This is a genomic window from Pseudomonas sp. GW821-FHT07B01, from assembly GCF_059419065.1.
Window position 1 is genome coordinate 38,372 of sequence record NZ_JBWKRA010000016.1, and the last position, 26,035, is coordinate 64,406.

Consider the following 26,035-nt stretch of genomic DNA (forward strand, 5'->3'; position numbering starts at 1 on the left):
GCAGGTTGCAATGCAGTGACATCAACCACGGGCCAGAACCTTGGCCAGCGCCTCAAGGAAGCGGCTGTTCTCAGCAGGCAAACCGATGGTGATACGCAGGTGGTTCGGCATGCCGTAGTTGGCCACCGGGCGCACGATCACGCCCTCGCGCAGCAAGCCCTGGAACACCGGCGCAGCCACCTGGCCGAGGTCGACGCAGATGAAGTTGCCCTTGGACGGAATCCAGCCCAGGCCCAGCTCACGAAAACCTTCCTGCAATTGCAGCATGCCGCTTTCGTTGAGACGACGGCCTTCTTCCAGATATTCGATATCCTGCACCGCCGCACAGGCGGCCGCCAGGGCCAGGCTGTTGACGTTGAACGGTTGGCGCACGCGATTCAGCACATCGGCGACCACGGGGGTGGACAAGCCATAGCCGACCCGCAACGACGCCAGACCATAAGCCTTGGAGAACGTACGCGACACCAGCAGGTTCGGGTAGGCCGCGAGGAAATCCAGGCCGTCGGGCAGGTCGCTGCCTTCGGCGTACTCGATGTAGGCTTCGTCCAGCACGACCAGCACATGCGCCGGCACGTCCTGCAGGAATTCGTTCAGTGCCTGCTCGTCAAACCAGGTGCCGGTCGGGTTGTTCGGGTTGGCGATAAACACCACGCGAGTCTGGGGATCGATGGCCGCCAGCATCGCCGGCAGGTCATGGCCCCAGTCCTTGGCAGGAATCACGCGAGCATCCGCCCCCACCGCCTGGGTCACAATCGGGTAGACCGCAAACGCGTGTTCGCTGAACACCGCATTCAAACCTGGCGCCAGGTAGGCACGGCCGACCAGTTCAAGGATGTCGTTGGAGCCGTTGCCCAAGGTCACTTGATTCAACTCGACCCGGCACTTGTCCGCCAATAGCGACTTGAGGGCAAAACCGTTGCCATCGGGATAACGGGTCAGCTCGGCCAGCTCTTCACGAATCGCCGCCAACACTTTGGGGCTCGGGCCCAGCGGGTTTTCGTTACTCGCCAGTTTGACGATCTTGGACGGGTCCAGATTCAACTCACGGGCCAGTTCGTCCACAGGCTTGCCTGGAACGTAAGGCGAGAGTTGTTGCACGCCCGGCTGCGCCAGGGCGAGGAAGTTGCCACTCATGTCAAAGCCTCACAAAACCGCTTTCGGGTAAGAGCCCAGCACCTTGAGTGCCACGGCTTCCTGACTGATTTTCTCCAGCACGCCCTTGACCAGAGGGTCGCGGTGATGGCCCATGAAGTCGATAAAGAATACGTAGGTCCACTTACCGCTGCGCGAAGGACGAGTCTCGATGCGCGTCAGGTCAATCCCGTTGTCGTGGAATGGCACCAGCAGCTCATGCAGCGCGCCGGGCTTGTTGCTCATGGAGACGATGATCGAGGTCTTGTCGTCGCCGGTCGGCGGCACTTCCTGGCTGCCGATCATCAAAAAGCGCGTGGAGTTATCCGGGCGATCTTCGATCTTTTCGGCCAGGCGCGTCAGGCCGTACAGGCCGGCAGCCATATCGCCGGCAATCGCCGCCGAGTTCCACTCACCCTTGACCCGCTTGGCCGCCTCGGCGTTGCTGGACACCGCCACGCGCTCTACATTCGGGTAATGGGCGTCCAACCACTTGCGGCACTGGGCCAGGGACTGGGCGTGGGAATAGATACGGCTGATGCTGTCGGTCTTGGTGTTTTCACCCACCAGCAGGTGGTGATGGATACGCAACTCCACCTCACCACAGATCACCATGTCGTGTTCGAGGAAGCTGTCCAGCGTGTGGTTGACCGCGCCTTCGGTGGAGTTTTCCACTGGCACCACGCCAAAATTCACCGCACCGGCGGCGACTTCACGGAAGACTTCGTCGATGGCCGCCATCGGCTTGCTGATTACCGCATGGCCGAAGTGCTTCATGGCTGCCGCCTGGGTGAAGGTGCCTTCAGGGCCGAGGTAAGCCACTTTCAGCGGCTGCTCCAGCGCCAGGCACGAGGACATGATTTCACGGAACAACCGCGCCATCTCTTCGTTGCCCAACGGGCCCTTGTTGCGTTCCATCACACGCTTGAGCACCTGGGCTTCACGCTCGGGGCGGTAGAACACCGGCACTTCGCCTTCCGCCAGGGACGCCATTTTCACCCGGGCCACTTCCTGGGCGCAGCGCGCGCGCTCACTGATCAGTTCCAGGACCTTCTCATCCAGGCTGTCAATACGTACGCGCAGGGCCTTGAGTTCTTGCTCAGACATTAGCCGTGTTCCTTCTCGAACTCTGCCATGTAGGCAACCAGCGCATTGATGGCGTGGATGTCAACGGCGTTATAAATGGAGGCGCGCATGCCACCCACCGAGCGGTGGCCCTTGAGGTTCAGCAGGCCGCGCGCGTCGGCGCCGGCCAGGAACGGCTTGTCCAGGCGGTCGTCGGCCAGGCGGAACGGCACGTTCATCCACGAGCGGTCGCTGAGGTTGATCGGGTTGCTGTACAGGCCGCTGGCGTCGATAAAGTCGTACAGGACGCGCTTCTTCTCTTCGTTGAGCTTGCCCATGGCCGCCACGCCGCCCTGCTCCTTGAGCCATTCGAACACTAGGCCCGACAGGTACCAGGCAAACGCCGGCGGGGTGTTGTACATCGAGCCGTTATCGGCCGCGACCTTGTAGTTGAGCATGGTCGGGCACAGCGAACGGGCACGGCCCAGCAGGTCTTCGCGGATGATATTGACCAGGATGCCGCTCGGGCCGATGTTCTTCTGCGCGCCGGCGTAGATCATGCCGTATTTGGACACGTCGATCGGGCGCGAGAGGATGTCCGAAGACATGTCGCACACCAGCGGAACGTCACCTACTTGCGGCACCCAATCAAATTCCAGGCCGCCGATGGTTTCGTTCGCGACGTAGTGAACGTAGGCCGCGTCCTTGGTCAGCTTCCACTCGTTCTGACCGGGAATGGCGAAGTAGTCGTAGGGCTTGGCGGTGCCCGCCACGTTGACATGGCCGTAGCGCGAGGCCTCCTCAATGGCCTTCTGCCCCCAGATACCGGTGTCGATATAGTCGGCAGTGCCGCCTTCGGGCAGCAGGTTCAGCGGTAACTGGGCGAACTGCTGGCTCGCACCACCCTGCAAGAACAGCACTTTGTAATTGGATGGGATGTCCAGCAGGTCGCGCAGGTCCTGCTCGGCCTTGTTGGCGATAGACACGAACTCATCGCTGCGATGGCTCATTTCCATCACGGAGAGGCCTTTTCCATGCCAGTCGAGGAGTTCACCCTGCGCACGCTGCAGGACTGCTTCAGGAAGCGCCGCGGGACCGGCACAGAAGTTATAGGCTCTCTTGCTCACATCCAATCTCACTCTGATCTGGTGGGGCTGCAATCATGTCAGCAACGCCCTCGTTCTGGAGCGGACATCTGTGGGAGCTGGCTTGCCTGCGATAGCAGCGCCGCGGTATCACTGAATGACCGAGGCGCCTGTATCGCAGGCAAGCCAGCTCCCACATGGACCGCGTCCAGGCAAAGGGCGCTGTATTTCATACGGGACAAACAACAAGGGGGCGAATCTTCATCCGCCCCCTGTGTGTCCGCTTATTCCTGCGGTTCTTCTTCGTCTGCGGCAGCGTCAAGGGTTGGCTCGTCAACGTTGTCATCGCCAGCTGCGATCACCTCGCCTTCAAATTCCTCACCTTCGAGCTCTTCACCTTCGACTTCCGAAGGCTCCTGCACACGCTCCAGGCCGACCAGTTTTTCGTCCTTGGCCAGCTTGATCAGGGTCACGCCCTGGGTGTTACGGCCCAGGCTCGACACTTCCGCCACACGGGTACGCACCAGGGTGCCCTGGTCGGAAATCAGCATGATCTCCTCGCCGTCGAGCACCTGCACCGCGCCGACAAGACGGCCGTTGCGGTCGTTGCTGACCATGGCGATCACGCCCTGGCCGCCACGCTTGTACTCCGGGAACTCGCTGATGGCGGTGCGCTTGCCATAACCACGCTCGGAAGCGGTGAGGATCTGGCTGCCTTCTTCCGGGATCAGCATGGAAATCAGCTTCTGCCCTTCCGGCAGGCGCATGCCGCGTACACCGCGGGCGGTACGGCCCATGGCTCGTACGTCGGATTCCTTGAAGCGTGTGACCTTGCCGCCGTCGGAGAACAGCATGACTTCGCGCTCGCCATCGGTGATGGCTGCGGAAATCAGCACGTCGCCTTCGTCCAGTTCCAAGGCGATCAGGCCCACGCTGCGTTGACGGCTGAAGGATTCCAGCGGGGTCTTCTTCACGGTGCCTTTGGCGGTGGCCATGAAGATGAAGTGACCTTCGGTGTATTCCTCGACCGGCAGCATGGTGGTGATGTATTCATCACTGTCCAGCGGCAGCAGGTTGACCAACGGACGACCACGGGCAGCGCGGGAGGCCTCCGGGATTTCGTAGGTCTTGAGCCAGTACACCTTGCCTTTGCTGGAGAACAGCAGCAGCGTGGTGTGGCTGTTGGCGACCAGCAGGTGAGCGATGTAGTCCTCATCCTTCACGCCGGTAGCCGATTTACCTTTACCGCCACGACGCTGGGCCTGGTAGGCCGCCAGCGGCTGGGTCTTGGCATAGCCGCCGTGGGAGATGGTCACCACGCGCTCTTCTTCCGGGATCATGTCACCCAGGGTCAGGTCCAGGCGCGCATCGAGGATTTCGGTGCGGCGCACGTCGCCGTATTCGGCGCGGATCACTTCCAGTTCTTCGCGGATCACTTCCATCAGGCGCACAGCGCTGCTGAGGATGCGGATCAACTCGCCGATCTGGTTGAGGATCTCCTGGTACTCGGCCAGCAGCTTCTCGTGCTCAAGGCCAGTCAGGCGGTGCAGGCGCAGTTCCAGGATGGCCTGGGCCTGTTCTGGCGACAGGAAGTACTTGCCTTCACGCAGACCGTATTGCGGGTCCAGGGTCTCGGGGCGGCACGAGTCGGCGCCAGCGCGCTCAACCATCGCGACCACGGCACTGGATTCCCAAGGTGTGCTGATCAGCGCTTCCTTGGCTTCCGACGGGGTTGGCGAGGCCTTGATGAGGGCGATCACCGGGTCGATGTTCGACAACGCAACCGCCTGGCCTTCCAGGATATGGCCGCGCTCGCGGGCCTTGCGCAGTTCGAACACGGTACGGCGGGTGACCACTTCGCGACGGTGACGCACGAAGGCTTCCAGCAGGTCCTTGAGGTTCAGGATGCGCGGGCGGCCGTCGATCAGGGCAACCACGTTGATACCAAACACGCTTTGCAGCTGGGTCTGGGCATAGAGGTTGTTGAGGATCACCTCAGGCACTTCGCCGCGACGCAGTTCGATGACCACGCGCATACCGTCCTTGTCGGACTCGTCGCGCAGCTCGGTGATGCCTTCCAGCTTCTTCTCTTTAACCAGCTCGGCGATCTTCTCGATCAGGCGTGCCTTGTTCAACTGGTAAGGGAGTTCGGTGATGACGATCTGCTGGCGACCACCGACCTTGTCGATGTCTTCGATCATCGAGCGGGCACGCATGTAAATGCGCCCGCGGCCGGTGCGGTAGGCTTCGATGATGCCGGCGCGACCGTTGATGATCGCGGCGGTCGGGAAGTCCGGGCCGGGGATGTACTGCATCAGCTCATCGACGGTCAGCTCAGGGTTGTCGATAAGGGCCAGGCAACCGTCGATGACTTCACCGAGGTTGTGCGGCGGGATGTTGGTGGCCATGCCCACGGCGATACCGCTGGAACCGTTGACCAGCAGGTTGGGAATTCTGGTAGGCATGACAGCCGGGATCATTTCGGTGCCGTCGTAGTTCGGCACCCAGTCCACGGTTTCTTTATGCAGGTCGGCCAGCAGCTCGTGCGCCAGCTTGGTCATGCGCACTTCGGTGTATCGCATGGCCGCGGCGTTGTCGCCGTCCACCGAACCGAAGTTACCCTGGCCGTCTACCAGCAGGTAGCGCAGGGAAAACGGCTGCGCCATCCGAACGATGGTGTCGTACACCGCAGTGTCGCCGTGAGGGTGATACTTACCGATCACGTCACCGACAACACGGGCAGATTTCTTGTACGGCTTGTTCCAGTCGTTACCCAGCTCGCTCATCGCGAACAGCACACGCCGGTGCACGGGCTTCAAGCCATCGCGCGCATCAGGCAGTGCCCGACCGACAATTACGCTCATCGCGTAGTCGAGGTAGGACTGTTTCAGCTCGTCTTCGATATTGACCGGGAGGATTTCTTTGGCCAGTTCGCCCATGAGAAGCCTGATTCCTTTTTCGGGTGAAACCTCGTCACATCCATTCGGGACGAACGAAGCTCGCCGCTGCCGGCACGGTGCCTGACAACGACTTACGACAAATCAACGAGTTATGACACGGATCTGCACGTTATAGGCCACCCCTCGGGGCAGCCCTGGAAACCGCCGGATGTTATCACAATCGCCGCCACGCACCTATCCCCCTGATGCGCATGGAGGCTAGTAATTTGACGGATGACAGGCTTGAAGGGGACGAGAGGGGCTCAGAGGCGCGATGGTGCTTTTTTGCGAGGGTGGAATGCAGACGTTTTATTGACTTCAAGGGCCAATCGCAGGCAAGCCAGCTTCCACCTTTGATGTGTGAACACGGTTGAAGGTGGGAGCTGGCTTGCCTGCGATTGCGCCCCCACAGCCACCGACACCCTCAATGCAGGCGCTTACGGCACATCAACTTGGCCAGTTTGGCAGTGTCTGGCCGCTCGACAATGCCTTTTTCGGTGACGATCACGTCAATCAGGTCCGCAGGCGTCACATCAAACACAGGGTTAAACGCCGCGATATCCAACCGCTGCCCATCAACCTCAAGCAACTCACCAATATCCCGCTGCTCCAGCGCAACATCCTCCCCCGTAGCCATCATCAAATCGAGGGTCGAACTCGACGCCACCACCATAAAACGCACGCCATGGTGCATGGCACACACGGCCAACTGATAAGTGCCGATCTTACTGATCACATCGCCATTGGCCGCAATACAGTCAGCTCCCACCACCACCCAGGTCACGCCTTTGGTCTTGAGGATATGCGCCCCGGCGGAGTCGGCATTCACCGCCACCGGGATCCCCTGGCCCGCCAACTCCCACGCTGTAAGACGGGAGCCTTGCAGCCAGGGGCGGGTTTCATTGACATAGACCTGCTCGACCAGCCCCTCCAGATACGCGGCATGAATCACCCCGAGGGCTGTGCCAACGCCGCCGGAGGCCAACGCGCCGGCGTTGCCATGGGTGAGGATCGCCTGGGCATTGCCCTGGTGCTTGCGAATCCGCTCCATGCCCAACTGGGCCATGACCACGTTGGCCTCCCGGTCGCTCTCATGGATCGCGACGGCTTCGGCTTCCAGCGCCACCAGCGGGTCGGCGTGCTGCTTGAGGCGGTCGAGGCGGTCGCGCATGCGCTGCAAGGCCCAGAACAGGTTCGATGCGGTCTGTCGGGTATGGGCCAGCAAGGCGTAGTCTTCTTCCCATGCAGCCTGCCAGTCACCACCCTCGGCGATACGCTCGCGGGCGGCCAGGACCAAGCCATAGGCGGCGCAGATGCCGATGGCCGGCGCGCCCCGCACCACCATGGTGCGAATGGCGTCGGCCACCGACTCAACGGTACCACAGGCCACCCAGTGCTTGCGGGACGGCAAAACGCGCTGATCGAGCAGGTGCAGCGCGCCATCACGCCATTCGATGGCCTTCACTTTGTCTGCAGCCAACAGTCGGTCGCGCATCCCTTACCCCGCACTCATCAACAAAAGCCGCGGATTATAGCGATCCGCCAGCCAGGACGCTCGGGTATACTTCGCCCTTCTTTTATAGCTGCCTGGGAAGAAGCCTGCGATGACCTCCACTGCCGCCCCGCTCGACTTGTTGCTGCTGCCGACCTGGCTGGTACCCGTCGAGCCCGCTGGCGTGGTGCTCAAGGAGCATGGCCTGGGTATCCGCGATGGCTGCATTGCCTTTATCGGGCCACGGGACGCGGCGTTGAAGCTGGCGGCGCGAGAAGTGCGTGAACTGCCCGGCATGCTGCTCAGCCCCGGCCTGGTCAATGCCCACGGCCATGCAGCCATGACCCTGTTCCGCGGCCTGGCCGACGATTTGCCACTGATGACCTGGCTGGAAAAACACATCTGGCCCGCCGAAGCCAAGTGGGTCGATGAAGCGTTCGTGCGCGACGGCACCAACCTGGCCATTGCCGAGCAGATCAAGGGCGGCATCAGCTGCTTCTCGGACATGTATTTCTACCCAAAGGTCGCCAGTGAGTGCGTGCACAACAGCGGTATGCGTGCGCAGATCGCACTGCCGATCCTCGACTTCCCGATCCCCGGCGCCAGTAGTGCCGACGAGGCGATTCGCCAGGGTATCGAGCTGTTCGGCGACCTCAAGCACCACCCGCGCATCAAAATCACTTTCGGCCCACACGCCCCGTACACCGTGTGCGATGCCAACCTGGAAAAAATCCGGGTGATCGCCGAAGAGCTGGACGCCGTGATCCATATGCACGTTCACGAAACCGCCTTTGAAGTGCAGCAAGCCATCGAGCAGACCGGCGAGCGGCCATTGGCGCGCCTGGCTCGCCTTGGCTTGCTGGGCCCGCGCTTTCAGGCCGTGCACATGACCCAAATCAGCGAAGACGACCTGGCTTTACTGGTAGAAAGCAACACCAGCGTCATTCACTGCCCGGAATCGAACCTGAAACTGGCCAGCGGCTTTTGCCCGGTGGAGCGCTTGTGGCAGGCTGGCGTCAACGTGGCCATCGGCACCGACGGCGCTGCCAGCAACAATGACCTGGATTTGCTCGGCGAAACCCGCACGGCGGCGATGCTGGCCAAGGCCGTGGCCGGTTCGGCCACTGCGCTGGATGCCCACCGCGCCTTGCGCATGGCCACACTCAACGGCGCCAGGGCGATGGGCCTGGACAGCCAGATTGGCTCCCTGGAAGTCGGCAAGGCGGCAGACATCGTCGCTTTTGATCTTTCCGGGCTGGCGCAACAACCGATCTACGATCCGGTCTCACAGCTTATATATGCCACCGGGCGCGATTGCGTGAAACACCTTTGGGTTGCCGGCAAGCCATTGCTCGACGACCGGCAATTGACCCGCATGGATGAACAACAGTTGACCGCCACGGCCATTGCCTGGGGCCAACGCATCAGCGGGCACAGCGAATAACGACGCGGCTGAAGCCTTGGGTTCAGCCGCGACACACCGACTTATCAGATTCAGAGGATTCACCATGAGCAACGTCGACCACGCCGAAATCGCCAAGTTTGAAGCCCTTGCCCATCGCTGGTGGGACCGCGAGAGCGAATTCAAGCCCTTGCACGACATCAACCCACTGCGGGTCAACTGGATTGACGAGCGCGTCAACCTGGCCGGCAAGAAAGTGCTGGACGTCGGTTGCGGCGGCGGCATCCTCAGCGAAGCCATGGCCCAGCGCGGCGCCACCGTCATGGGCATCGACATGGGTGAAGCGCCGCTGGCCGTGGCCCAGTTGCACCAGCTCGAATCCGGCGTGAGCGTGGAGTACCGCCAGATCACCGCCGAAGCCCTGGCCGAAGAAATGCCCGAGCAGTTCGACGTGGTCACCTGCCTGGAAATGCTCGAACACGTGCCAGACCCGTCCTCGGTGATCCGTGCGTGCTTCCGTATGGTCAAGCCCGGCGGCCAGGTGTTCTTCTCCACCATCAACCGCAACCCCAAGGCTTACCTGTTCGCGATCATCGGCGCCGAATACATCATGAAGCTGCTGCCGCGCGGCACCCATGATTTCAAGAAATTCATCCGCCCTTCCGAGCTGGGTGCGTGGAGCCGCCAGGCCGGGCTGACCGTCAAGGACATCATCGGCCTGACCTACAACCCGCTGACCAAGCACTACAAGCTGGCCAACGATGTTGACGTCAACTACATGATCCAGACCCTGCGCGAGGAGTAAGCCTGTGAAGTTGCGAGCGGTTCTCTTCGACATGGACGGTACCCTGCTGGATACCGCGCCGGACTTTATCGCCATCTGCCAAGCCATGCGCGCCGACCGCGGCTTGGAACCGATCAACCCGCAGCACATCCGCGATGAAATTTCCGGTGGTGCGCGGGCGATGGTCGCGGTGACCTTCTCGATGGACCCGGAGTCGCCGGGTTTTGAGGAACTGCGCCAGGAATTCCTGGAGCGTTACCTCAAGGACTGCGCGGTGCACAGCAAGCTGTTCGACGGCATGGCCGAACTGCTGGAAGACATCGAGAAAGCCAAGCTGATCTGGGGCGTGGTCACCAACAAGCCGGTGCGCTTTGCCGAACCGATCATGCAGCGCCTGGGCCTGGCCGAACGCTCGGCCGTGCTGATCTGCCCGGACCATGTGAAAAACAGCAAGCCGGACCCGGAGCCGATGATCCTGGCGTGCAAGATGCTCGACCTGGACCCGGCCAGCGTGCTGTTCGTGGGCGATGACCTACGCGACATCGAATCCGGCCGCGACGCCGGTACGCGCACGGCGGCGGTCACCTATGGCTATATCCACCCGGATGACAACCCACGCCACTGGGGCGCGGATGTGGTGGTGGATCACCCGCTGGAATTGCGCAAGGTGCTGGATAACGCCCTGTGCAGTTGCTGATGGTTCGAAGCAACGTGGGAGCTGGCTTGCCTGCGATAGCGGTCTGCCAGCCAGCACATTTGGCGACAGGTCGTCCGCCATCGCAGGCAAGCCAGCTCCCACAGGATATGGATTCCACTTCGAGAGCTGTATCACCTTGAAATTTGTCGAGGCTATTTATGTTTGAATACTCTGCCCCTCCAGAACTGCTCAAAGGCCGGATCATCCTGGTAACCGGCGCCGGTCGCGGGATTGGCGCGGCAGCGGCCAAGACCTATGCCGCCCATGGCGCCACCGTGCTGTTGCTGGGCAAGACCGAAGCCAACCTGGCCCAGGTGTATGACGAGATCGAAGCCGCCGGCCACCCACAGCCGGTGGTAATCCCGTTCAACCTGGAGACCGCCCTGCCCCATCAATACGATGAGCTGGCAGCGATGATCGAAAAGGCATTCGGCCACCTCGACGGTTTGTTGCACAACGCCTCGATCATCGGCCCGCGCACGCCCATCGAGCAGTTGTCCGGCGAGAACTTCATGCGGGTGATGCACGTCAACGTCAACGCGATGTTCATGCTGACCAGCACTTTACTGCCGTTGCTCAAACTGTCCCAGGATGCGTCGGTGGTATTCACCTCAAGCAGCGTCGGGCGCAAGGGCCGTGCTTATTGGGGTGCCTATGGCGTGTCCAAGTTCGCCACCGAGGGGCTGATGCAAACCCTGGCCGATGAACTGGAAGATGTGGCCGCAGTGCGCGCCAACAGCATCAACCCGGGCGGCACCCGCACCAGCATGCGCGCCCAGGCGTACCCAGGGGAAAACCCGATGGAAAGGCCGGCGCCGGAAGAGATCATGCCGGTGTACCTGTACCTGATGGGGCCGGACAGTGCGGGCATCAATGGCCAGGCCTTCGATGCGCAGTAAGCCCTGACACACCGCAAAACAAAGGTGGGAGCTGGCTTGCCTGCGACAGCATCACCGCGGTGTCACTGAAGCACCGAGGTGTCTGCATCGCAGGCAAGCCAGCTCCCACATTGCGTTGTGGTGTAGCTAAAAACTCAGTTTTTGACCACTTCCTCAAGGGTGAAGCGCCCCAACGGGTTCTGCAGGAAGTTGCTTACGTTCTTGCGTGAGATGTTGATGTAGGGGCTGTAGTACAGGTCAATCCAGTTCACATCCTGTTTGGCCAGCTTCTGCAACTCCACATACATTTGCTCACGCTTGGCCGGGTCTGCCTCGATCCGCGCGGCCGCCACCAGCGCTTTGACCTGGTCGTTCTTGTAGCGGGTCATGTAGTTCTGGTTGGTGTCGTGGCCCAGTACGAAGGTGGTTTTCTGGTCGGGGTCGAGGATGTCGTTGGTCCAGTACATCACCGAAATATCGTATTCACCGTCCACCAGCATCTGCCAGCTTTGGGTGGGGTCGACTTTCTGCAGGTTGGCGGTCACGCCGACCTTGGCTAGCTGGTCCTTGATGATCACCGCGATCTGCTCGTCGGCCTCGTTGCCGGCGTTGACTACGTAGTTGAGCTTCAAGTCCTGGGCACCCGCAGCGGCCAGCAGCTTCTTGGCTTCGGCCGGGTCGTACGGGCGTTGCAGGTTGTTGGCGTAGTGGTACAGCGAGCCCTTTGGAATGTAGGAATAAGCCACGGTGCCTTGACCGTAAGTGACGGCTTTGACCAGCGATTGCTTGTCGATGGCCATGTCCAGGGCCTGGCGCACTTGCGGCTTCGCCAACAAGCCGTGCTCGTGGTTGATCAACAGGTGATCTTCACGAGTGGACGGGTCGGCGTGGATCACCACGTTCTGGTCTTTCTTCAGCTCTTCCACGCGGGAGAACGGTACAAAGATCGCCGTGTCGAGTTCGTTGTTCTGCACCATGCGCATGCGCGTGTTGTCATCGGTCACCGACACCCATTCCACGCCGTCCAGGCTCACGCTGCCGGCCTGCCAGAAATTCGGGTTTTTCTTCAGGATCACGCGGTCGCCCTTGCGCCACTCGTCCACGGTAAACGCGCCGGACGTCACCGGGTTTTCCGAGTAGGCGTCTTCGCCCATCTTGGTCATGGCTTTTTCCGACAGGATCGACACCGTCGGCGACGCCAGTTGCGAGAGGAAGGCCACAGCCGGGGTTTTCAGGGTGACCACCAGGGTCTTGGCATCGCTGGCCGTGGCGGTGTTGATCAGGCTGAACGGGTCGCTCCACAAGGAGGCCTTGTTGTCGCGGATGCGCAGCAGGCTGAATGCGGCGTCGGCGGCAGTGATCGGCGAGCCGTCAGAGAACTTCGCCTCGCGCAGCTTGAAGGTGTAGGTCAGACCATCCTTGGAAATGTCCCAGCTTTCGGCCAGGCCCGGTTCCATCTTGGTGCCCAGGTTATCCACGCGCACCAGGGTGTCGTAGACGTTGGCAAATACCCAGGTGTCGCGGTTTTGCGCGCTTTTGATCGGGTCGAAGGTGGTGCTGTCTTCACGGCAGCCGATGGTGAGCACACCGGCGGCCTGGGCCAGGCCGGCGGTCAGCGACCAGGCCGTGAGGGTAGCGGCGGCGAGCAATTTCAAGTGGCGCGAGTGCATATCACAACTCCTTGTTAATGAATGGCAGAAGGTCAAAGCAAAGGGTCTTCAAGCACGCAACTGTACCGATGCTCGTGCAGGAAATGGGTGGGGGGCAATACCGAGGAACACTTGGCTTGCGCATACCGGCAACGCGGGTGAAAGGCACAGCCTGTCGGCAGATTCAGCGGGCTGGGCGGTTCGCCGGGCAATGGCTGCGCAGGCAATGGCCGGTGCGGATCGATCTCCGGGATGGCCTGGATCAGCGCCGCCGTGTACGGGTGACGGGGCGCGGTGAACACCGCTTCCACCGGGCCTTCCTCGACGATCTTGCCCAGGTACATCACCGCCACGCGGTCGCACAGGCGTCGCACGATGGCCAGGTCATGGGCGATAAACAGGATCGCCAGGTTCATACGCTGTTGCAGTTCCAGCAGCAGGTTGATGATCTGGCCCTGGATCGACACATCCAGCGCGGCCACACATTCATCGGCAATGATCAGGCGCGGCTCCACCGCCAGCGCCCGGGCGATACCCACGCGCTGGCACTGGCCGCCGCTGAGGGAGCCGGGCTTGCGTGAAGCCAGCTCAGGACGCAAGCCGACCAGTTCGAGCAACTCATTCACACGCTCAGGAATCTGCTGCGCCGCCACCTTACGCTGCACACGCAGTACCTCGGCGAGGGTTTCGCCAATGCTGTGCCGTGGATTGAGTGCAGCGTAGGGGTCCTGGAAAATCATCGCGGTTTCATGCCGCAGCCGGGCAATGTCGATGGCACTGCCATGGGCCATGTCGATACCGTCGAACAACACCTGCCCGGCGCTGATCGGGTTGAGGTGCAGAATTGCCCGGCCCAGGGTGCTCTTGCCACTGCCGGACTCGCCCACCAAACCCAGGGTTTCACCGGCAGCGAGGTTCAGCGACACCCCGTTCACCGCCCTCACCCACTGGCGGTTGAGGCCCAGCAGGCCGCTGCCGGACGCGGCAAAGCGCACTTCCAGATCCTTGACCTGTAACAAGCTCATGGGCGCGCTCCCAACGGGTAGTGACAGGCCACGCGTGCGCCCTGGGGCAGCAACTCGGTGCACAAGGCGCCTGCCTGCGGGCAGCGCGGGTGGAAGCGGCAGCCGTCGGGTAATGCATCGAGCAACGGCGGCTGGCCAGCAATGGTGCGCAACAACGCATGCCCGCTGCTGTGGGCCGGCTGGCAGTCGATCAGGCCTGCGGTATACGGATGTTGCGGTTGGGCCAGCAGTTCGTATTTGCTGCCGTGCTCGCACAGGCGCCCGGCGTACATCACGGCGATGGCATCGCAGGTTTGCGCCACCACGCCCAGGTCATGGGTGATCATGATGATCGACAGGCCACGCTGGTCGCGCAGATCGAGCAACAGCCGCAGGATTTGCGCCTGCACCGTCACATCCAGGGCCGTGGTCGGTTCGTCGGCGATCAACACCTTCGGGTTGCAGCCCAGGGCCACGGCGATCATTGCGCGCTGGCGCATGCCACCGGAAAACTCATGGGGGTAGTTGTCGACCCGGGCCTGCGGATCGGGAATCCCGACCTGACGCAATACCTCGATCGCCTGCAAGCGCGCGTCTTTTTTCGACGCGCCTTGATGCAGGCGAATGCCCTCGGCGATCTGCTCACCGATACGCATCAACGGGTCCAGGTGGCTGCTGGGGTTCTGGAAGACCATGCCCAACTGCCCGCCGCGCACGGCGCGCATACCGGCATCATCCAGTGCCAATAGGTCCTGGCCGGCCAACTGCACCGCGCCGCCCTGCACCCGCAGGTTGGGCGATGGCAACAGACGCATCAGGCCGCGACAGGCCATGGTCTTGCCCGAACCGCTCTCGCCCACCAGGCCGAGGATTTCACCCTCGGCCAGGTCGAAAGACACCCGGTCCACCAAGGTGACCTCACGCCCGGCGTTGTTGGCGATCACACTGAGGTCGCGCACCTTCAGCAGGCTCATGAGCGATCCCCCAATACCTGCGCAACACCATCGGCCAACAGGCTGAAGCCCATGGCCAAGGTCACGATGGCCAGGCCCGGAAAGGTACAGATCCACCAGGCGGTGGTGATAAAGGCTTGCCCCTCGGCCACCATCGTCCCCCATTCGGCGGTCGGTGGTTGCACCCCCAGGCCCAGGTAACTGACGGCGGCGCCGTTGAGCAGCACCAGCACCGCGTCGGACATGGAAAACACGATGGAGCCAAACAGCGCATTGGGCAACAAATGCCGGAACAGAATGCGTCCATGGCCAAAGCCCAGGCTCTTGGCGGCCAGGGCGAACTCGCTTTCCTTGAGCACCAGGATCTGCGAGCGAATCAGGCGCGCATACGACACCCAGCCCACCAGCGCCATGGCGATGTAAAAACTCTGTAAGCCCGGCCCGAGGATGGCCATGATCGCCAGCATCAGCACCAGGAACGGGAACGCCAGCACCACGTCGATCACACGCATGCAGACACTGTCGAAGCGCCCGCCGATATAACCCGAGACCGCACCGATAAAGGTGCCAATGATGAACGGGAAGATCACCCCGATAACCGCCAACTGCAGGTCGATGCGCGCACCCCAGATCACCCTCGACAGGATGTCCCTGCCGTAATTGTCCGTACCCAACGGATGGGCAAGGCTGGGGGCCAGCAAACTGATGCTGGTGTCCTGCGCGATGGGGTCGTAGGGCGCGACCCACGGCGCAAACAGCGCCAGGGCCAACCACGCGAACAGGATCAACAAACCCCATGCGGCGGTCAGCCGGCCATTGCGAAAACCAAAGCGCAGGCGCAAGCGCCACGGGGCGATCAGGGGGCGACTGCTCATTGCATCTTCACCCGTGGGTCGAGGGCCACTGTCACCAGGTCAGCCATGAAGTTGACCACCACCGTGGCACAGGCCAGCACCATCGCCACGCCCTGCACCACCATGTAGTCACGGGTAAAAATGCCGCGCACCAGCAACTGACCGATGCCTGGAATCGCGAACAGGCTTTCGATGACCACCGTGCCGCTGATCAGCCAACCGATGTTGACCGCCAGCAGGTTGACCGCCGGCACCAGAGCGTTGGGCAGTACATGCCGGCGAAACACCGCGCCTTCCGCCAGCCCGCGTGCACGTGCGGCGGTGACGTGATCCGCCTGCAACTCCATCAACATGCTCGCCCGCAGGTTGCGCACCAGCACCGCCGACAGCGCCAGGGCGATGGTCAGGCATGGCAAAAGCATGTGGTGCGCCTTGTCCAGCCAAGTGCGCCCGTAACCGGACACCGGGAACAAGCCCCATTTCACGCTGAGCAGCAGGATCAGCATCAACCCCAGCCAGAACGCCGGCATGCCCAGGCCGACCGTGGTGAACACGCGGATCAGCTTGTCCGCCCAACGGCCTTGTTGGCGCGCCGCAATCGTTGCCAGTGGCACCGCTATCAACAACGCGAGCACCACGCTGCCCAGCACCAGCACCAGGGTCGGCTCGATCCGGGTGACGATCAGTTTCAGGGCGTCGACCTTGTACAGCAGCGATTGGCCGAGGTCGCCCTTGAGCAGGTTTTTCAGGAAGTAAAAGTATTGCAGCCACAAGGGCTGGTCGAGGCCGAACTGGGCGCGGATCTTCAGCAGCGCATCCGGCGTGCTGCGCGAACCCAGCAAGGCACGCGCCGGGTCGCCAGGAATCGAGCGCACCAACACGAAGGTGATCAGGCTGATGCCCAGCAGCACCGGCAGCAATTGCAGGGGCCGGGACAACACAAAACGGTAGCGCGCCAGGTTCATGCGTCAGCCTCGGTGGCGAGCGAGAAAGTCCAGCAGCACCGGGAAGTACGCCTGTGGCTCCTCGTAAAAAGGCATATGACTGCTGTTGGGGAACACATGCAACTCGGCGTGGGGGGCCGCGAGTTTCATGCGCATCGCACAGGCGGGGGTGAGTTCATCATGCTGGCCGGTGGTGATCAGGATCGGCATCGTGAACTCGGCCATTTCCTTGAGGCGGTTCCAGTCCTTGAGGTTACCGATATAGAGGAACTCGTTGGGGCCTTGCATGGTTTCGTAAGGCCCCATGTTCCAGTCACCCAGGGACCGCTTGACGGGCTCTGGCCATTCGTCGAGCCGGCACACGTGGCGGTAGTTGAGCAAGGTGATGGCGGCCTGGTACTGCGGGTGGTCCAGGGTGCCCATGGCTTCGTGGCGTTGCATCATGGCCACGGTTTCGCTGCCCAGGGCGCCGCGCAGGCGCTCCAGTTCCTGGGACAGGTGGGGAATGTCGCCGACGGTGTTTTCCAGGATCAGGCTTTTGAGCGCACCGGGATAATGCACCGCATATTCGATCCCCAGCCAACCGCCCCAGGAGTGCCCGAGCAGATGCACGCGGCCCAGGCCCAGCGCTTGGCGCACGGTGTCGACTTCTTCGACATAACGGCGGATTTCCCACAGTGCGGCATCGGTCGGTCTGGCTGATGCGCCCGTGCCAAGCTGGTCGAATGCAACCACTCGCAGGTTATGTGCTTTGAGCCAGCCATGGGCGTCGCGCAGATAGTCACACGGCAGGCCCGGCCCGCCGTTGAGACACAGCAGCACCTCATCGCCTTCGCCAAAGCTGTAGACCACGAGGTTATGGCCGTCGACTTGCACGTTGTACTGCTGGTCGGGGGCAATTTCACGCCACATGCATACATTCCTTGTGTTGTATCGGCCTGGCGGGTAGCGGCCGTTTATCAGGTCAACACTACCGAGGATGCCGTGCGTCCATAACCTAGTATTTCTTATAGGTTTGGCCTGGCAGTCCTTCGCCGGGGCGTGGCATTCTACTTGCAGCAAGTCGAGATTCAAATGAATTCGGGAGCAGAACGGATGCTGGCCAAGCTGACCGCCTTCAATAATCGCCTCATACCGGGCAGGAGCCTGGATGAACAGATGGACAATACGTTTATCCTTGCCCAACAACTGGGCTTCGATGCCCTGGTGTATGACTACTCCCCCGTGCCCATCGACCTCAACGGCGCACTGATCACGCCCTCGCTGTTGCAACTGCGCAACACACCGAGCGATTGGCACGCCTTATGGTGCAGCGAAGGCTTTTACCAGATCGACCCGGTGCAACACCTGGCGCTGAGCACAGTGTCGCCGTTTGTCTGGTCCTATGAGGCCAAGACTGAGACGGCCCTGCAAAAGATCATCGACCCCTGCCACGCCCCCGTTTCTTCTTATCTGCATGAGCGTCAGTTGACCTGCGGCGTCAGCGTGCCGATTCATCTGCCCCGGGGCGGCTTCGCCTCGCTCACCGGCTTACGCACCGGCAAGGCGCGCACGGTATTGAAGGACGCCCAACATACGCTGGCCGATTTCAGCCTGATTACCCATGCCCTCCAGGAAGCGGCGTACCCGCTGTTCAGCAAGGAGGTGCGTGCTTATCCGCACATACGCCTGACCAAGCGCGAGCGCGAATGCCTGAAATGGGCGGCTGAAGGCCTGACCGCCGCCGAAATCGCCACGCAATTGAGCCGCTCCCTGGCGGTGGTCACTCTGCACCTGGCCTCGGCCATGCACAAACTGGGCGCAAAGAACCGTGTTCAGGCGGTGGTTCGCGCCACCCACTACCGCTTGCTGGAAGGTTGAGCTTTCGGTAAAAACCTATCTGTTTTGCTAGTTACCTAAACTTTTTGTTCAGACTATCGTAACCCTGATCCTTTTTTTCAGAGCAGGGTACGAAATGGAATTCATCGAAAAAGTTCGCGAAGGCTACGCGCCCTTTGGCGCCTATCAGACCTGGTATCGCGTCACCGGCGACCTGACCACAGGCCGCACGCCCTTGGTGATCATCCATGGCGGCCCGGGCTGCACCCACGATTACGTCGACGCCTTCAAGGACGTCGCCGCCAGCGGCCACGCAGTCATCCATTACGACCAGTTGGGCAACGGCCGCTCCACGCATTTGCCGGAAAAAGATCCGTCGTTCTGGACCATCGGCCTGTTCCTCGACGAGTTGAACAACCTGCTGGACCACCTGCAAATCAGTGAGAACTACGCGATCCTGGGGCAATCCTGGGGCGGCATGCTCGGCAGCGAACACGCGATCTTGCAACCCAAAGGCCTGCGCGCGTTTATCCCTGCCAACTCCCCCACCTGCATGCGCACCTGGGTCAGCGAAGCCAATCGCCTGCGCAAGCTGTTGCCTGAAGGCGTGCACGAAACCCTGCTCAAGCACGAGCAGGCCGGCACCTACCAAGACCCGCAATACCTGGCGGCCTCTCGGATTTTCTATGACCAGCATGTGTGCCGGGTCAACCCATGGCCCGAAGAAGTGGCGCGCACCTTCGCCCAGGTGGATGCCGACCCGACGGTGTACCACGCTATGAGCGGCCCGACCGAATTCCACGTGATCGGCAGCTTGAAGGACTGGAACGTGATCGGCCGCCTGTCAGCCATCAAGGTGCCAACCCTGGTGATTTCCGGTCGACATGACGAAGCCACACCGTTGGTGGTCAAGCCGTTCCTGGATGAGATAGCGGACGTGCGCTGGGCACTGTTTGAAGACTCCAGCCACATGCCCCATGTGGAAGAACGCCAGGCATGCATGGGGACGGTGGTGAAGTTTCTGGATGAGGCGTGTTCGTTGCCGCACAAAGCCCTCAAGGCCGGCTGAATCCCTGTGGGAGCTGGCTTGCCTGCGATAGCACCGGTGAATTCACCATCGCTTCGCAGGCAAGCCAGCTCCCACAGGGTACACGGGTCGCTCGTTAAACCTCGCTGGTCTCAGGCTTGGATGTTTTCCTCAGGGCATCGGCCACCAACGGAATCTCCTTACCTTCGGCATCAAACAGCTTCCCTCCCCGGTAGTAATCGCCGTCGCGCAACGCGGCCACGTCGCGAAAGCACAAGCTGCGCTCAGTCCCCGCCACAAACACTGACTGCTGGTCCGAGTTGCCGGCGGTGAAGTGGTTGAACGCCAGGTTCAGCAATATCGCCATGATTGCCGACGAGCTGATGCCCGAGTGGAAGATGGTCGCGAACCAGCTTGGAAACTGATCGTAGAAGCTCGGCGCGGCGATAGGGATCATGCCGAAGCCGATGGACGTGGCGACGATGATCAGGTTCATGTTGTTGCGGTAATCCACCTTCGACAGTGTGCGAATCCCGCTGGCCGCCACCGTGCCGAACAATACAATCCCGGCGCCGCCCAACACGGAGGTGGGCACGGCCGCGATCACCCGGCCCATGAATGGCAGCAGGCCAAGCACCACCAGGAATACCCCGCCAGTGGCCACCACAAACCGACTCTTGACCCCGGTCACCGCCACCAGGCCGACGTTCTGGGCGAATGCGCTCTGGGTAAACGAACCGAAGATCGGCGCAAACATGCTCGACAACATGTCGGCACGCAAGCCGTTGCCCAGGCGCTTGGAGTCCACCTTGGTGTCGATGATCTCGCCCACCGCCAGGATATCCGCCGACGTTTCCACCAGCGTCACCATCACCACGATGCACATGGAAATGATCGCCGCCACATGGAAGGTGGGCATGCCGAAGTGAAAGGGTGTGGGGAAACCGAACATCGGCCCCTGCATGACGCCAGAGAAGTCCGCCATGCCGAGCAGCACCGCGATCACCGTGCCGATCACCATGGCCAGCAGGATCGACAGGCGCGAGATGGTTGCGCTGCCAATCTTGCTCAGCAGCAGCACCAGCACCAGGGTCAGTGCGGCCAGGCCGATGTTGGACATGCTGCCAAAATCTGCCGCCCGGCTGTTGCCACCCATGGCCCAGCGCGCCGCTACGGGCATCAGGGTCAGGCCGATGGTGGTAATCACAATGCCCGTCACCAGCGGCGGAAAAAACTTGGTGATCCTTGAGAACACCGGGGTAATCAACAAACCGATAAAGGACGCGGCCATCACCGCCCCGAGAATCGCTGGCACACCACCGGCACCGTCGCTGCCGACAATCGCCACCATGGTCGCCACACCCGCGAACGACACGCCCTGCACCAGCGGCAACTGACAGCCGAAGAACGGCAGGCCCAGGGTTTGCAACAGCGTGGCCAGGCCACCGGCAAACAGCGATGCAGCGATCAGCAGACCGATATCCGCCGGCGACAACCCGGCTGCCTGGCCGACGATCAACGGCACGGCGACGATGCCGCCATACATGGTGAGCACATGCTGCAGGCCGTAAGCCATGTTGGCGGCGACGCCCAGATTTTCATCTTCGGGCCGCTGCGGTGACGCCTTCGGGATAGTCATGGTGAGGGGTTCTCTGTTTTTGTTGTGCGCTCACTGTATGCAATGTTCGGACTGCATGTCCATAGAGTTGTATACAATCAATCGAACAAGATACCCTCCAACGGCGTTACAAAAACAATCCGGCCGTCACGAGCCAGAACGCCAAAGGACAAAAATAATGAAAAAGGCACTACAGGGCGCCACCGTCGCATTGACCCTTCTCGGCGGCGGGGAGGCCGTTGCGGTGGAATGGATGAACAACAGCGTCGGGTTTCGCTACGGGCAGCACTTCACCAACCCGAACAACCCCGACGACTTCAGCAAGCGCATCTACAGTTTTACCCACGCCAGCGGCTATCGTTACGGCAGCAATTTCCTCAACCTCGACGTATTCCTGTCCGACAACAGCGACCCGCGCAAAGGCACCGACCACGGTGGCAGCGAGGTGTACGCCGTGTACCGGCATCAGCTGTATGCCTCACGTGTGTTCGACTTGCCGCAGGGCACGGGGCTGATCAAGGATTACGCGCTGACCCTGGGCTTCGACGCCAACCGCAACAACAACTTCGCTTCCGCCAAGAAGCGCGCCCTGGTGATTGGCCCTACGTTGAAGTTCAACACTGTCGGCGTGCTGGACCTGAGCCTGATGTACTACAAGGAAAAGAACCACACCGGCATTCCCGGCGCGCAAGAGTCGAACCACACCTTCGACGCTACCTACATGCTTAACCTGACCTGGATGCGACCGTTCGAGGTGGGCAACCATGCGGCGAAATTCCAGGGGTTCATTAACTACGTCGGGGAAAAAGGCGAGGACTACCATGGCCGCGATACCGCACCGGAAGCGCTGATGCGTACGGCGCTGATGGTGGCGGTGCGACCGGGTAAAAGCGTCAAGCCGAACTTGTACCTGGGGGTGGGGTATGAGTACTGGCATAACAAATTCGGCGTGGACGGTGGGCGTGGCAGCCGCACCTCAACGCCGACGCTGAACATGGAAGTGACGTTCTAACTGAAGAAACGCAAAACAATGTGGGAGCTGGCTTGCCTGCGATAGCGGTCTTTCAGTTAGCCCATCTGGCACTGATACACCGCTATTGCAGGCAAGCCAGCTCCCACACTTTGATCCTATTGTCAGCTCAGGCGCTGGCCAGTTCGGAAGAGTTGCCCTTCGGCCGTGCCAACCAATACCCCAACACCGCCAGCGGCGCGGTCGCCAGCATCACAATCACCGTGATCAACAGCGGTTGCTCGATCATCGACGACACCAACAGGCTGGCCAAGAAGCACAGGCCCAACTGCAGGGTGTTTTGCAGCGCCGCCGCCTTGCCGGAATTTTCCGCAAAGGGCATCAGCGCATTCGCCACCACAATCGGGTAGCTGGCGCCGTTGCACAGCGCCATCAGGCAGAACGGGATCAATAAGGTGGTCAGGGTCGGCACACTCAAGGTGGCCACCAGGTACAGCGCCACCATGCTCAAGCAATAGGCGACCAGCAACCACGGCAGCAGGGTTTTACCCGGCAGGCGCTGCAAGGCGCTGCGGCAACTGTAGCCGCCAACGAGAAACGCCAGGGTCGGCAGTACGTAGCTGAGGCCGATGTCATTCGGGTTGTAGCCCATGCCACCGAGGATGAACGGTGAGGCGGTCAGCCATGCGAAGAAGCTGGCCGAACAGGCGGCGAAGATCATCACATTGCCGGTAAACACCCGCGAGGTGAGCAGTTGCCCATATCCCAGGCGCACCGGGCTGCCCTTGTGCTCCGAACGCTTGGGCACATTGCGCAGGAACAGGGTCGGCACCAGCAGCAATAACGACACCACCAGCAACACGCCGAAGATCGCCTGCCAACCAAAGTGATTCAGCACCATGGCACCCAATAGCGGAGCCAGGGCCGGAGACAGCGACATCAACGGCATGATGCTGGCGAAGACGCGGTGAGCCTTGTCGGCCGGGTAGCGATCAATCACCAAGGCCTGCCAACTGACGGCGGCGGCACACACGCCAATCGCCTGCATAAAGCGCAGGGCCAGCAGTTGCGGCGCGCTCTGAACCCAGAACATGCCCAGGCAACCGAGCACAAACAGGCTCAGGCCCGCGATCAGAATCGGCTTGCGCCCCAGGCGGTCCGAGAGCGGCCCCCACAGCAACTGCCCCAGCGCAAAGCCGGCAAGAAAAATACTCAAGCTGGCGCCCACCGCGCCAGCACCAATGTTCAACTGCTCGCCCATGGCGCCAAACGCCGGCAAGTACATGTCCATGGCCAGATAACCGAGCATGCTCAGCCCCGCCAGATACCAGGTAAAACCAAAAGAATTTTTCATCGAAGCCTTGTAGATACTGCCATCAAACTATTTGCTGACTGGCGCCCATTATGAAGCTGACAATATCTGTGTGAAGCGATAATAATTGGACACTCTCATCAATAATTTTGAAGGCAGCGCTCATGTGGTCGGAATATTCCCTGGATGTGGTCGACGCCGTTGCCCGTCACGGTAGCTTCAGCGCCGCCGCCCAGGAGCTGCACCGCGTACCGTCGGCCATCAGCTACACGGTGCGCCAGCTCGAAGAATGGCTGGCCGTGCCCTTGTTTGTGCGCAGGCATCGCGACGTAGAACTGACCCCCGCCGGCCGTTTGTTTATCGACGAAGCCCGCGGCGTGATGAAAAAAATGCTCGGCACCCGGCGCCTGTGCCAACAGGTGGCCAATGGTTGGAGCGGCCAATTGAAGGTGGCCGTAGACTCCATCGTCAAACCCCAGCGCTGCCGGCAATTGGTGCTCGACTTTTATCGGCAGTTTCCCGAAGTGGAATTGCTGCTCGAATACGAGGTGTACAACGGCGTGTGGGATGCGCTGGCGGATGAACGCACCGACATCGTGATCGGCGCCACCAGCGCGGTGCCGGTGGCCAGCCACTTCAGCTTCCGCGACATGGGCCTGTTGAACTGGCTGTGCGTGGTCAGCGCCCGGCACCCCTTAGCTGCGGTGGAAGGTTTACTCAGTGATGACCAACTGCGCCCCTTTGCCTCGCTGTGCATGACCGACACCTCACGCAACCTGCCCAAGCGCGACACCTGGACCCTGGATAACCAGCGCCGCCTGGTGGTGCCCAACTGGGCGTCGGCTCTGGATTGCCTGCGCGATGGCCTGTGTGTAGGGATGGCACCGGCCCATCAGGTATTGCCATGGATCGAGCGCGGGGACTTGGTCGCGCTGCAGTTGAGCCGGCCATTTCCGGCCAGCCCGTCGTGTGTGGCGTGGGCGCAGAACAAGCTGTCGCCAGCCATGGCGTGGTTGCTGGAATACTTGGGCGATACGGAGACCATGAACCAGGAATGGCTGAATGGCCCCTCCCTCTGATCTGATCGTTCCCACGCTCCGCGTGGGAGTGCTGCCCTGGACGCTCCGCGTCCGCTCTTAAGGCGTGACGCAGAGCGTCACAGGAGGCGTTACCACGCAGAGCGTGGGAACGAGCATCGCCCCCTTCCGCACTTTTTCAGTCCAGTAGGCGGGTGATGGCTCGCACGATCATCTCCACTTCCTTGCGCTCCAGCGTCAGCGGCGGCAACAGCCGAATGATCTTGCCCCGCGTGACGTTGATCAACAGCCCGTGCTCCTGGGCGGCCCGTTGGGCCAGGTCGCGGTAAGGGCTGGCCAGTTCAATGCCGATCATCAAGCCCTTGCCACGAATCGCCCGCACCTGCGGATGGTCCTCCAACTCCATGCGTAAACGCGCCAGCAAGTGTTCGCCCTGGCGTGCGGCGTTTTCGAGCAAGCCTTGCTCCTGGATAATCTCCAGCACCGTACACCCGACGCGACACGCCAGCGGGTTGCCACCAAAGGTGCTGCCATGGCTGCCGGGGGTGAACAGCTCAGCGACGCCAGCGCGGGCCAGGCAGGCGCCGATGGGCACGCCATTTCCCAGGCCTTTGGCCAGGGTCATCACGTCCGGCACGATGCCTTCGTGCTGGAAGGCAAACCAGGTGCCGGTGCGCCCGATGCCGGTCTGGATTTCGTCGAGCATCATCAGCCAGCCGTGGCGCGTACAGTGCTCGCGCAGGGCTTTGAGGTAGCCCGCCGGCGCCACCAACACACCACTTTCACCCTGGATCGGTTCAAGCAGCACCGCCGCGATACGCGTGCCGAACTGCGCGGTGACCGCCTCCAGGGCCGCCGTGTCGCCAAACCCAATCTTGATGAAATCGCCGGGCAGACGCTGGAACCCCAGGCGCACCGACGGCCCGTCGCTGGCGGCCATGGTGCCTAGCGTGCGGCCGTGGAAGGCGTTCTCCATCACGACCACCAACGGCTGTTCGATGCCTTTTTTCCAGCCATGCAAACGCGCCAGCTTCAGCGCCGTCTCGTTGGCCTCGGCGCCGGAATTGTTGAAGAACGCGCGGTCCAGCCCGGACAGTTGGGCCAGGCGCCGGGCCAATTGTTGTTGCCAGTCGATGCTGTAGAGGTTGGAGGTGTGCAGCAGCAAGCCGGCCTGTTCGCTGATGGCCGCCACTAACCTGGGGTGGGAATGACCAACATTGGTCACCGCCACGCCGGCCACGGCGTCCAGGTATTCGCGGCCCTGTTGGTCCCACAGGCGCGTGCCCAGGCCGCGAGTGAAGCTCAGGGCCAGGGGTTGATAAGTGCTCATCAGGCAGGCGGCGGTCATGGTGGCGGCTCCAGTGCATCGTTGGGGT

The 26,035-nt window shown here is 61.6% G+C and carries 22 protein-coding genes; 8 read left to right on the top strand and 14 right to left on the bottom strand.

The window, feature by feature from the left end; genetic code table 11:
* Positions 1-21 precede the first annotated feature (21 nt).
* The 5 genes from hisC to mtnA all read right to left on the bottom strand — a co-directional run bounded on the left by hisC (position 22) and on the right by mtnA (position 7,715).
* Positions 22-1,134, bottom strand: a complete 1,113-nt coding sequence (gene hisC, locus AC07S6_RS18190) for a histidinol-phosphate transaminase (RefSeq protein WP_495112737.1) — start codon at positions 1,132-1,134, stop codon at positions 22-24.
* 9 nt (positions 1,135-1,143) lie between these two features.
* Positions 1,144-2,238, bottom strand: a complete 1,095-nt coding sequence (pheA, locus tag AC07S6_RS18195) for a prephenate dehydratase (RefSeq protein WP_032902668.1) — start codon at positions 2,236-2,238, stop codon at positions 1,144-1,146.
* Entirely contained in the window at positions 2,238-3,323 is a 1,086-nt protein-coding gene (gene serC / locus AC07S6_RS18200) for a 3-phosphoserine/phosphohydroxythreonine transaminase (RefSeq protein ID WP_197882959.1), read from the bottom strand. The genes pheA and serC overlap by 1 nt, the downstream gene beginning before the upstream one ends.
* Positions 3,324-3,565: 242 nt before the next feature.
* Positions 3,566-6,220 (bottom strand): DNA gyrase subunit A, encoded by a 2,655-nt coding sequence (gyrA, locus tag AC07S6_RS18205; RefSeq protein ID WP_003189765.1) that lies wholly within the window; start codon positions 6,218-6,220, stop codon positions 3,566-3,568.
* Between the two features lie 424 nt (positions 6,221-6,644).
* Positions 6,645-7,715: an S-methyl-5-thioribose-1-phosphate isomerase gene (mtnA, locus tag AC07S6_RS18210; RefSeq protein WP_495112738.1), complete on the bottom strand. Its 1,071-nt coding sequence runs from the start codon at positions 7,713-7,715 to the stop codon at positions 6,645-6,647.
* Between the two features lie 109 nt (positions 7,716-7,824).
* Between mtnA and AC07S6_RS18215 the strand changes: the two genes are divergently transcribed.
* The 4 genes from AC07S6_RS18215 (at position 7,825) to AC07S6_RS18230 (ending at position 11,494) form a co-directional block, all read left to right on the top strand.
* Positions 7,825-9,156: a TRZ/ATZ family hydrolase gene (locus AC07S6_RS18215; protein WP_490613621.1), complete on the top strand. Its 1,332-nt coding sequence runs from the start codon at positions 7,825-7,827 to the stop codon at positions 9,154-9,156.
* A gap of 64 nt (positions 9,157-9,220) precedes the next feature.
* The gene (gene ubiG, locus AC07S6_RS18220) at positions 9,221-9,919 is read left to right on the top strand and encodes a bifunctional 2-polyprenyl-6-hydroxyphenol methylase/3-demethylubiquinol 3-O-methyltransferase UbiG (RefSeq protein ID WP_003189760.1); all 699 of its coding nucleotides are present in this window, start codon (positions 9,221-9,223) and stop codon (positions 9,917-9,919) included.
* A gap of 4 nt (positions 9,920-9,923) precedes the next feature.
* A complete protein-coding gene (gene mupP, locus AC07S6_RS18225) occupies positions 9,924-10,595 on the top strand; it encodes an N-acetylmuramic acid 6-phosphate phosphatase MupP (RefSeq protein ID WP_034135125.1) in 672 nt (223 codons plus the stop codon).
* A 158-nt stretch (positions 10,596-10,753) separates the two neighbouring features.
* Positions 10,754-11,494: a YciK family oxidoreductase gene (locus tag AC07S6_RS18230; RefSeq protein WP_495112739.1), complete on the top strand. Its 741-nt coding sequence runs from the start codon at positions 10,754-10,756 to the stop codon at positions 11,492-11,494.
* Between the two features lie 134 nt (positions 11,495-11,628).
* Here AC07S6_RS18230 and AC07S6_RS18235 read toward each other — a convergent pair whose 3' ends face one another.
* The 6 genes from AC07S6_RS18235 to AC07S6_RS18260 are packed head-to-tail and all read right to left on the bottom strand — an operon-like array spanning position 11,629 to position 17,789.
* Positions 11,629-13,143, bottom strand: coding sequence for an ABC transporter substrate-binding protein (locus tag AC07S6_RS18235; RefSeq protein ID WP_014717612.1), 1,515 nt, complete (start codon positions 13,141-13,143; stop codon positions 11,629-11,631).
* Positions 13,144-13,175: 32 nt separating this feature from the next.
* On the bottom strand, positions 13,176-14,147 hold the full coding sequence (locus AC07S6_RS18240) for an ABC transporter ATP-binding protein (RefSeq protein WP_020302500.1): 972 nt from the start codon (positions 14,145-14,147) through the stop codon (positions 13,176-13,178).
* The gene (locus AC07S6_RS18245; RefSeq protein ID WP_019820646.1) at positions 14,144-15,100 is read right to left on the bottom strand and encodes an ABC transporter ATP-binding protein; all 957 of its coding nucleotides are present in this window, start codon (positions 15,098-15,100) and stop codon (positions 14,144-14,146) included. The genes AC07S6_RS18240 and AC07S6_RS18245 overlap by 4 nt, the downstream gene beginning before the upstream one ends.
* On the bottom strand, positions 15,097-15,954 hold the full coding sequence (locus AC07S6_RS18250) for an ABC transporter permease (RefSeq protein ID WP_495112740.1): 858 nt from the start codon (positions 15,952-15,954) through the stop codon (positions 15,097-15,099). Before AC07S6_RS18250 ends, AC07S6_RS18245 begins: the two co-directional genes overlap by 4 nt.
* On the bottom strand, positions 15,951-16,898 hold the full coding sequence (locus AC07S6_RS18255; protein WP_495112741.1) for an ABC transporter permease: 948 nt from the start codon (positions 16,896-16,898) through the stop codon (positions 15,951-15,953). The genes AC07S6_RS18250 and AC07S6_RS18255 overlap by 4 nt, the downstream gene beginning before the upstream one ends.
* 3 nt (positions 16,899-16,901) lie before the next feature.
* The gene (locus AC07S6_RS18260) at positions 16,902-17,789 is read right to left on the bottom strand and encodes a proline iminopeptidase-family hydrolase (protein ID WP_490613624.1); all 888 of its coding nucleotides are present in this window, start codon (positions 17,787-17,789) and stop codon (positions 16,902-16,904) included.
* 183 nt (positions 17,790-17,972) lie between these two features.
* On the opposite strand from AC07S6_RS18260, the gene AC07S6_RS18265 reads away from it, so the two are divergent.
* On the top strand, positions 17,973-18,737 hold the full coding sequence (locus tag AC07S6_RS18265; RefSeq protein ID WP_490613648.1) for a LuxR family transcriptional regulator: 765 nt from the start codon (positions 17,973-17,975) through the stop codon (positions 18,735-18,737).
* Between the two features lie 94 nt (positions 18,738-18,831).
* Positions 18,832-19,764: a proline iminopeptidase-family hydrolase gene (locus AC07S6_RS18270; protein WP_096144383.1), complete on the top strand. Its 933-nt coding sequence runs from the start codon at positions 18,832-18,834 to the stop codon at positions 19,762-19,764.
* A 94-nt stretch (positions 19,765-19,858) separates the two neighbouring features.
* Here the strand turns inward: AC07S6_RS18270 and AC07S6_RS18275 are convergent, their stop codons facing one another.
* Positions 19,859-21,361, bottom strand: coding sequence for a nucleobase:cation symporter-2 family protein (locus tag AC07S6_RS18275; protein WP_105226197.1), 1,503 nt, complete (start codon positions 21,359-21,361; stop codon positions 19,859-19,861).
* A gap of 157 nt (positions 21,362-21,518) precedes the next feature.
* On the opposite strand from AC07S6_RS18275, the gene AC07S6_RS18280 reads away from it, so the two are divergent.
* Complete coding sequence (locus AC07S6_RS18280) at positions 21,519-22,352, top strand: nucleoside-binding protein (RefSeq protein ID WP_495112742.1); 834 nt, start codon at positions 21,519-21,521, stop codon at positions 22,350-22,352.
* Between the two features lie 127 nt (positions 22,353-22,479).
* On the opposite strand, the gene punC is transcribed toward AC07S6_RS18280, so the two are convergent.
* Positions 22,480-23,664: a purine nucleoside transporter PunC gene (gene punC / locus AC07S6_RS18285; RefSeq protein WP_495112743.1), complete on the bottom strand. Its 1,185-nt coding sequence runs from the start codon at positions 23,662-23,664 to the stop codon at positions 22,480-22,482.
* A 122-nt stretch (positions 23,665-23,786) separates the two neighbouring features.
* Here punC and punR point away from each other — a divergent pair, with 122 nt between their 5' ends.
* Positions 23,787-24,701: a DNA-binding transcriptional activator PunR gene (gene punR, locus AC07S6_RS18290; RefSeq protein WP_020301687.1), complete on the top strand. Its 915-nt coding sequence runs from the start codon at positions 23,787-23,789 to the stop codon at positions 24,699-24,701.
* A 136-nt stretch (positions 24,702-24,837) separates the two neighbouring features.
* Here the strand turns inward: punR and AC07S6_RS18295 are convergent, their stop codons facing one another.
* Complete coding sequence (locus AC07S6_RS18295) at positions 24,838-26,007, bottom strand: aspartate aminotransferase family protein (RefSeq protein WP_495112744.1); 1,170 nt, start codon at positions 26,005-26,007, stop codon at positions 24,838-24,840.
* Positions 26,008-26,035 lie beyond the last annotated feature (28 nt).

Bases quoted from the DNA above. Each gene is read 5' to 3' on its own strand.
- AC07S6_RS18270 (WP_096144383.1), top strand. From the start codon at position 18,832: ATGGAATTCATCGAAAAAGTTCGCGAAGGCTACGCGCCCTTTGGCGCC.
- AC07S6_RS18215 (WP_490613621.1), top strand. From the start codon at position 7,825: ATGACCTCCACTGCCGCCCCGCTCGACTTGTTGCTGCTGCCGACCTGG.
- AC07S6_RS18240 (WP_020302500.1), bottom strand. From the start codon at position 14,147: ATGAGCTTGTTACAGGTCAAGGATCTGGAAGTGCGCTTTGCCGCGTCC.
- punR (WP_020301687.1), top strand. From the start codon at position 23,787: ATGTGGTCGGAATATTCCCTGGATGTGGTCGACGCCGTTGCCCGTCAC.
- AC07S6_RS18250 (WP_495112740.1), bottom strand. From the start codon at position 15,954: ATGAGCAGTCGCCCCCTGATCGCCCCGTGGCGCTTGCGCCTGCGCTTT.
- AC07S6_RS18255 (WP_495112741.1), bottom strand. From the start codon at position 16,898: ATGAACCTGGCGCGCTACCGTTTTGTGTTGTCCCGGCCCCTGCAATTG.
- AC07S6_RS18260 (WP_490613624.1), bottom strand. From the start codon at position 17,789: ATGTGGCGTGAAATTGCCCCCGACCAGCAGTACAACGTGCAAGTCGAC.
- AC07S6_RS18230 (WP_495112739.1), top strand. From the start codon at position 10,754: ATGTTTGAATACTCTGCCCCTCCAGAACTGCTCAAAGGCCGGATCATC.
- AC07S6_RS18245 (WP_019820646.1), bottom strand. From the start codon at position 15,100: ATGAGCCTGCTGAAGGTGCGCGACCTCAGTGTGATCGCCAACAACGCC.
- mtnA (WP_495112738.1), bottom strand. From the start codon at position 7,715: ATGCGCGACCGACTGTTGGCTGCAGACAAAGTGAAGGCCATCGAATGG.
- AC07S6_RS18235 (WP_014717612.1), bottom strand. From the start codon at position 13,143: ATGCACTCGCGCCACTTGAAATTGCTCGCCGCCGCTACCCTCACGGCC.
- ubiG (WP_003189760.1), top strand. From the start codon at position 9,221: ATGAGCAACGTCGACCACGCCGAAATCGCCAAGTTTGAAGCCCTTGCC.
- gyrA (WP_003189765.1), bottom strand. From the start codon at position 6,220: ATGGGCGAACTGGCCAAAGAAATCCTCCCGGTCAATATCGAAGACGAG.
- AC07S6_RS18275 (WP_105226197.1), bottom strand. From the start codon at position 21,361: ATGACTATCCCGAAGGCGTCACCGCAGCGGCCCGAAGATGAAAATCTG.
- AC07S6_RS18265 (WP_490613648.1), top strand. From the start codon at position 17,973: ATGCTGGCCAAGCTGACCGCCTTCAATAATCGCCTCATACCGGGCAGG.
- punC (WP_495112743.1), bottom strand. From the start codon at position 23,664: ATGAAAAATTCTTTTGGTTTTACCTGGTATCTGGCGGGGCTGAGCATG.
- AC07S6_RS18280 (WP_495112742.1), top strand. From the start codon at position 21,519: ATGAAAAAGGCACTACAGGGCGCCACCGTCGCATTGACCCTTCTCGGC.
- AC07S6_RS18295 (WP_495112744.1), bottom strand. From the start codon at position 26,007: ATGACCGCCGCCTGCCTGATGAGCACTTATCAACCCCTGGCCCTGAGC.
- pheA (WP_032902668.1), bottom strand. From the start codon at position 2,238: ATGTCTGAGCAAGAACTCAAGGCCCTGCGCGTACGTATTGACAGCCTG.
- hisC (WP_495112737.1), bottom strand. From the start codon at position 1,134: ATGAGTGGCAACTTCCTCGCCCTGGCGCAGCCGGGCGTGCAACAACTC.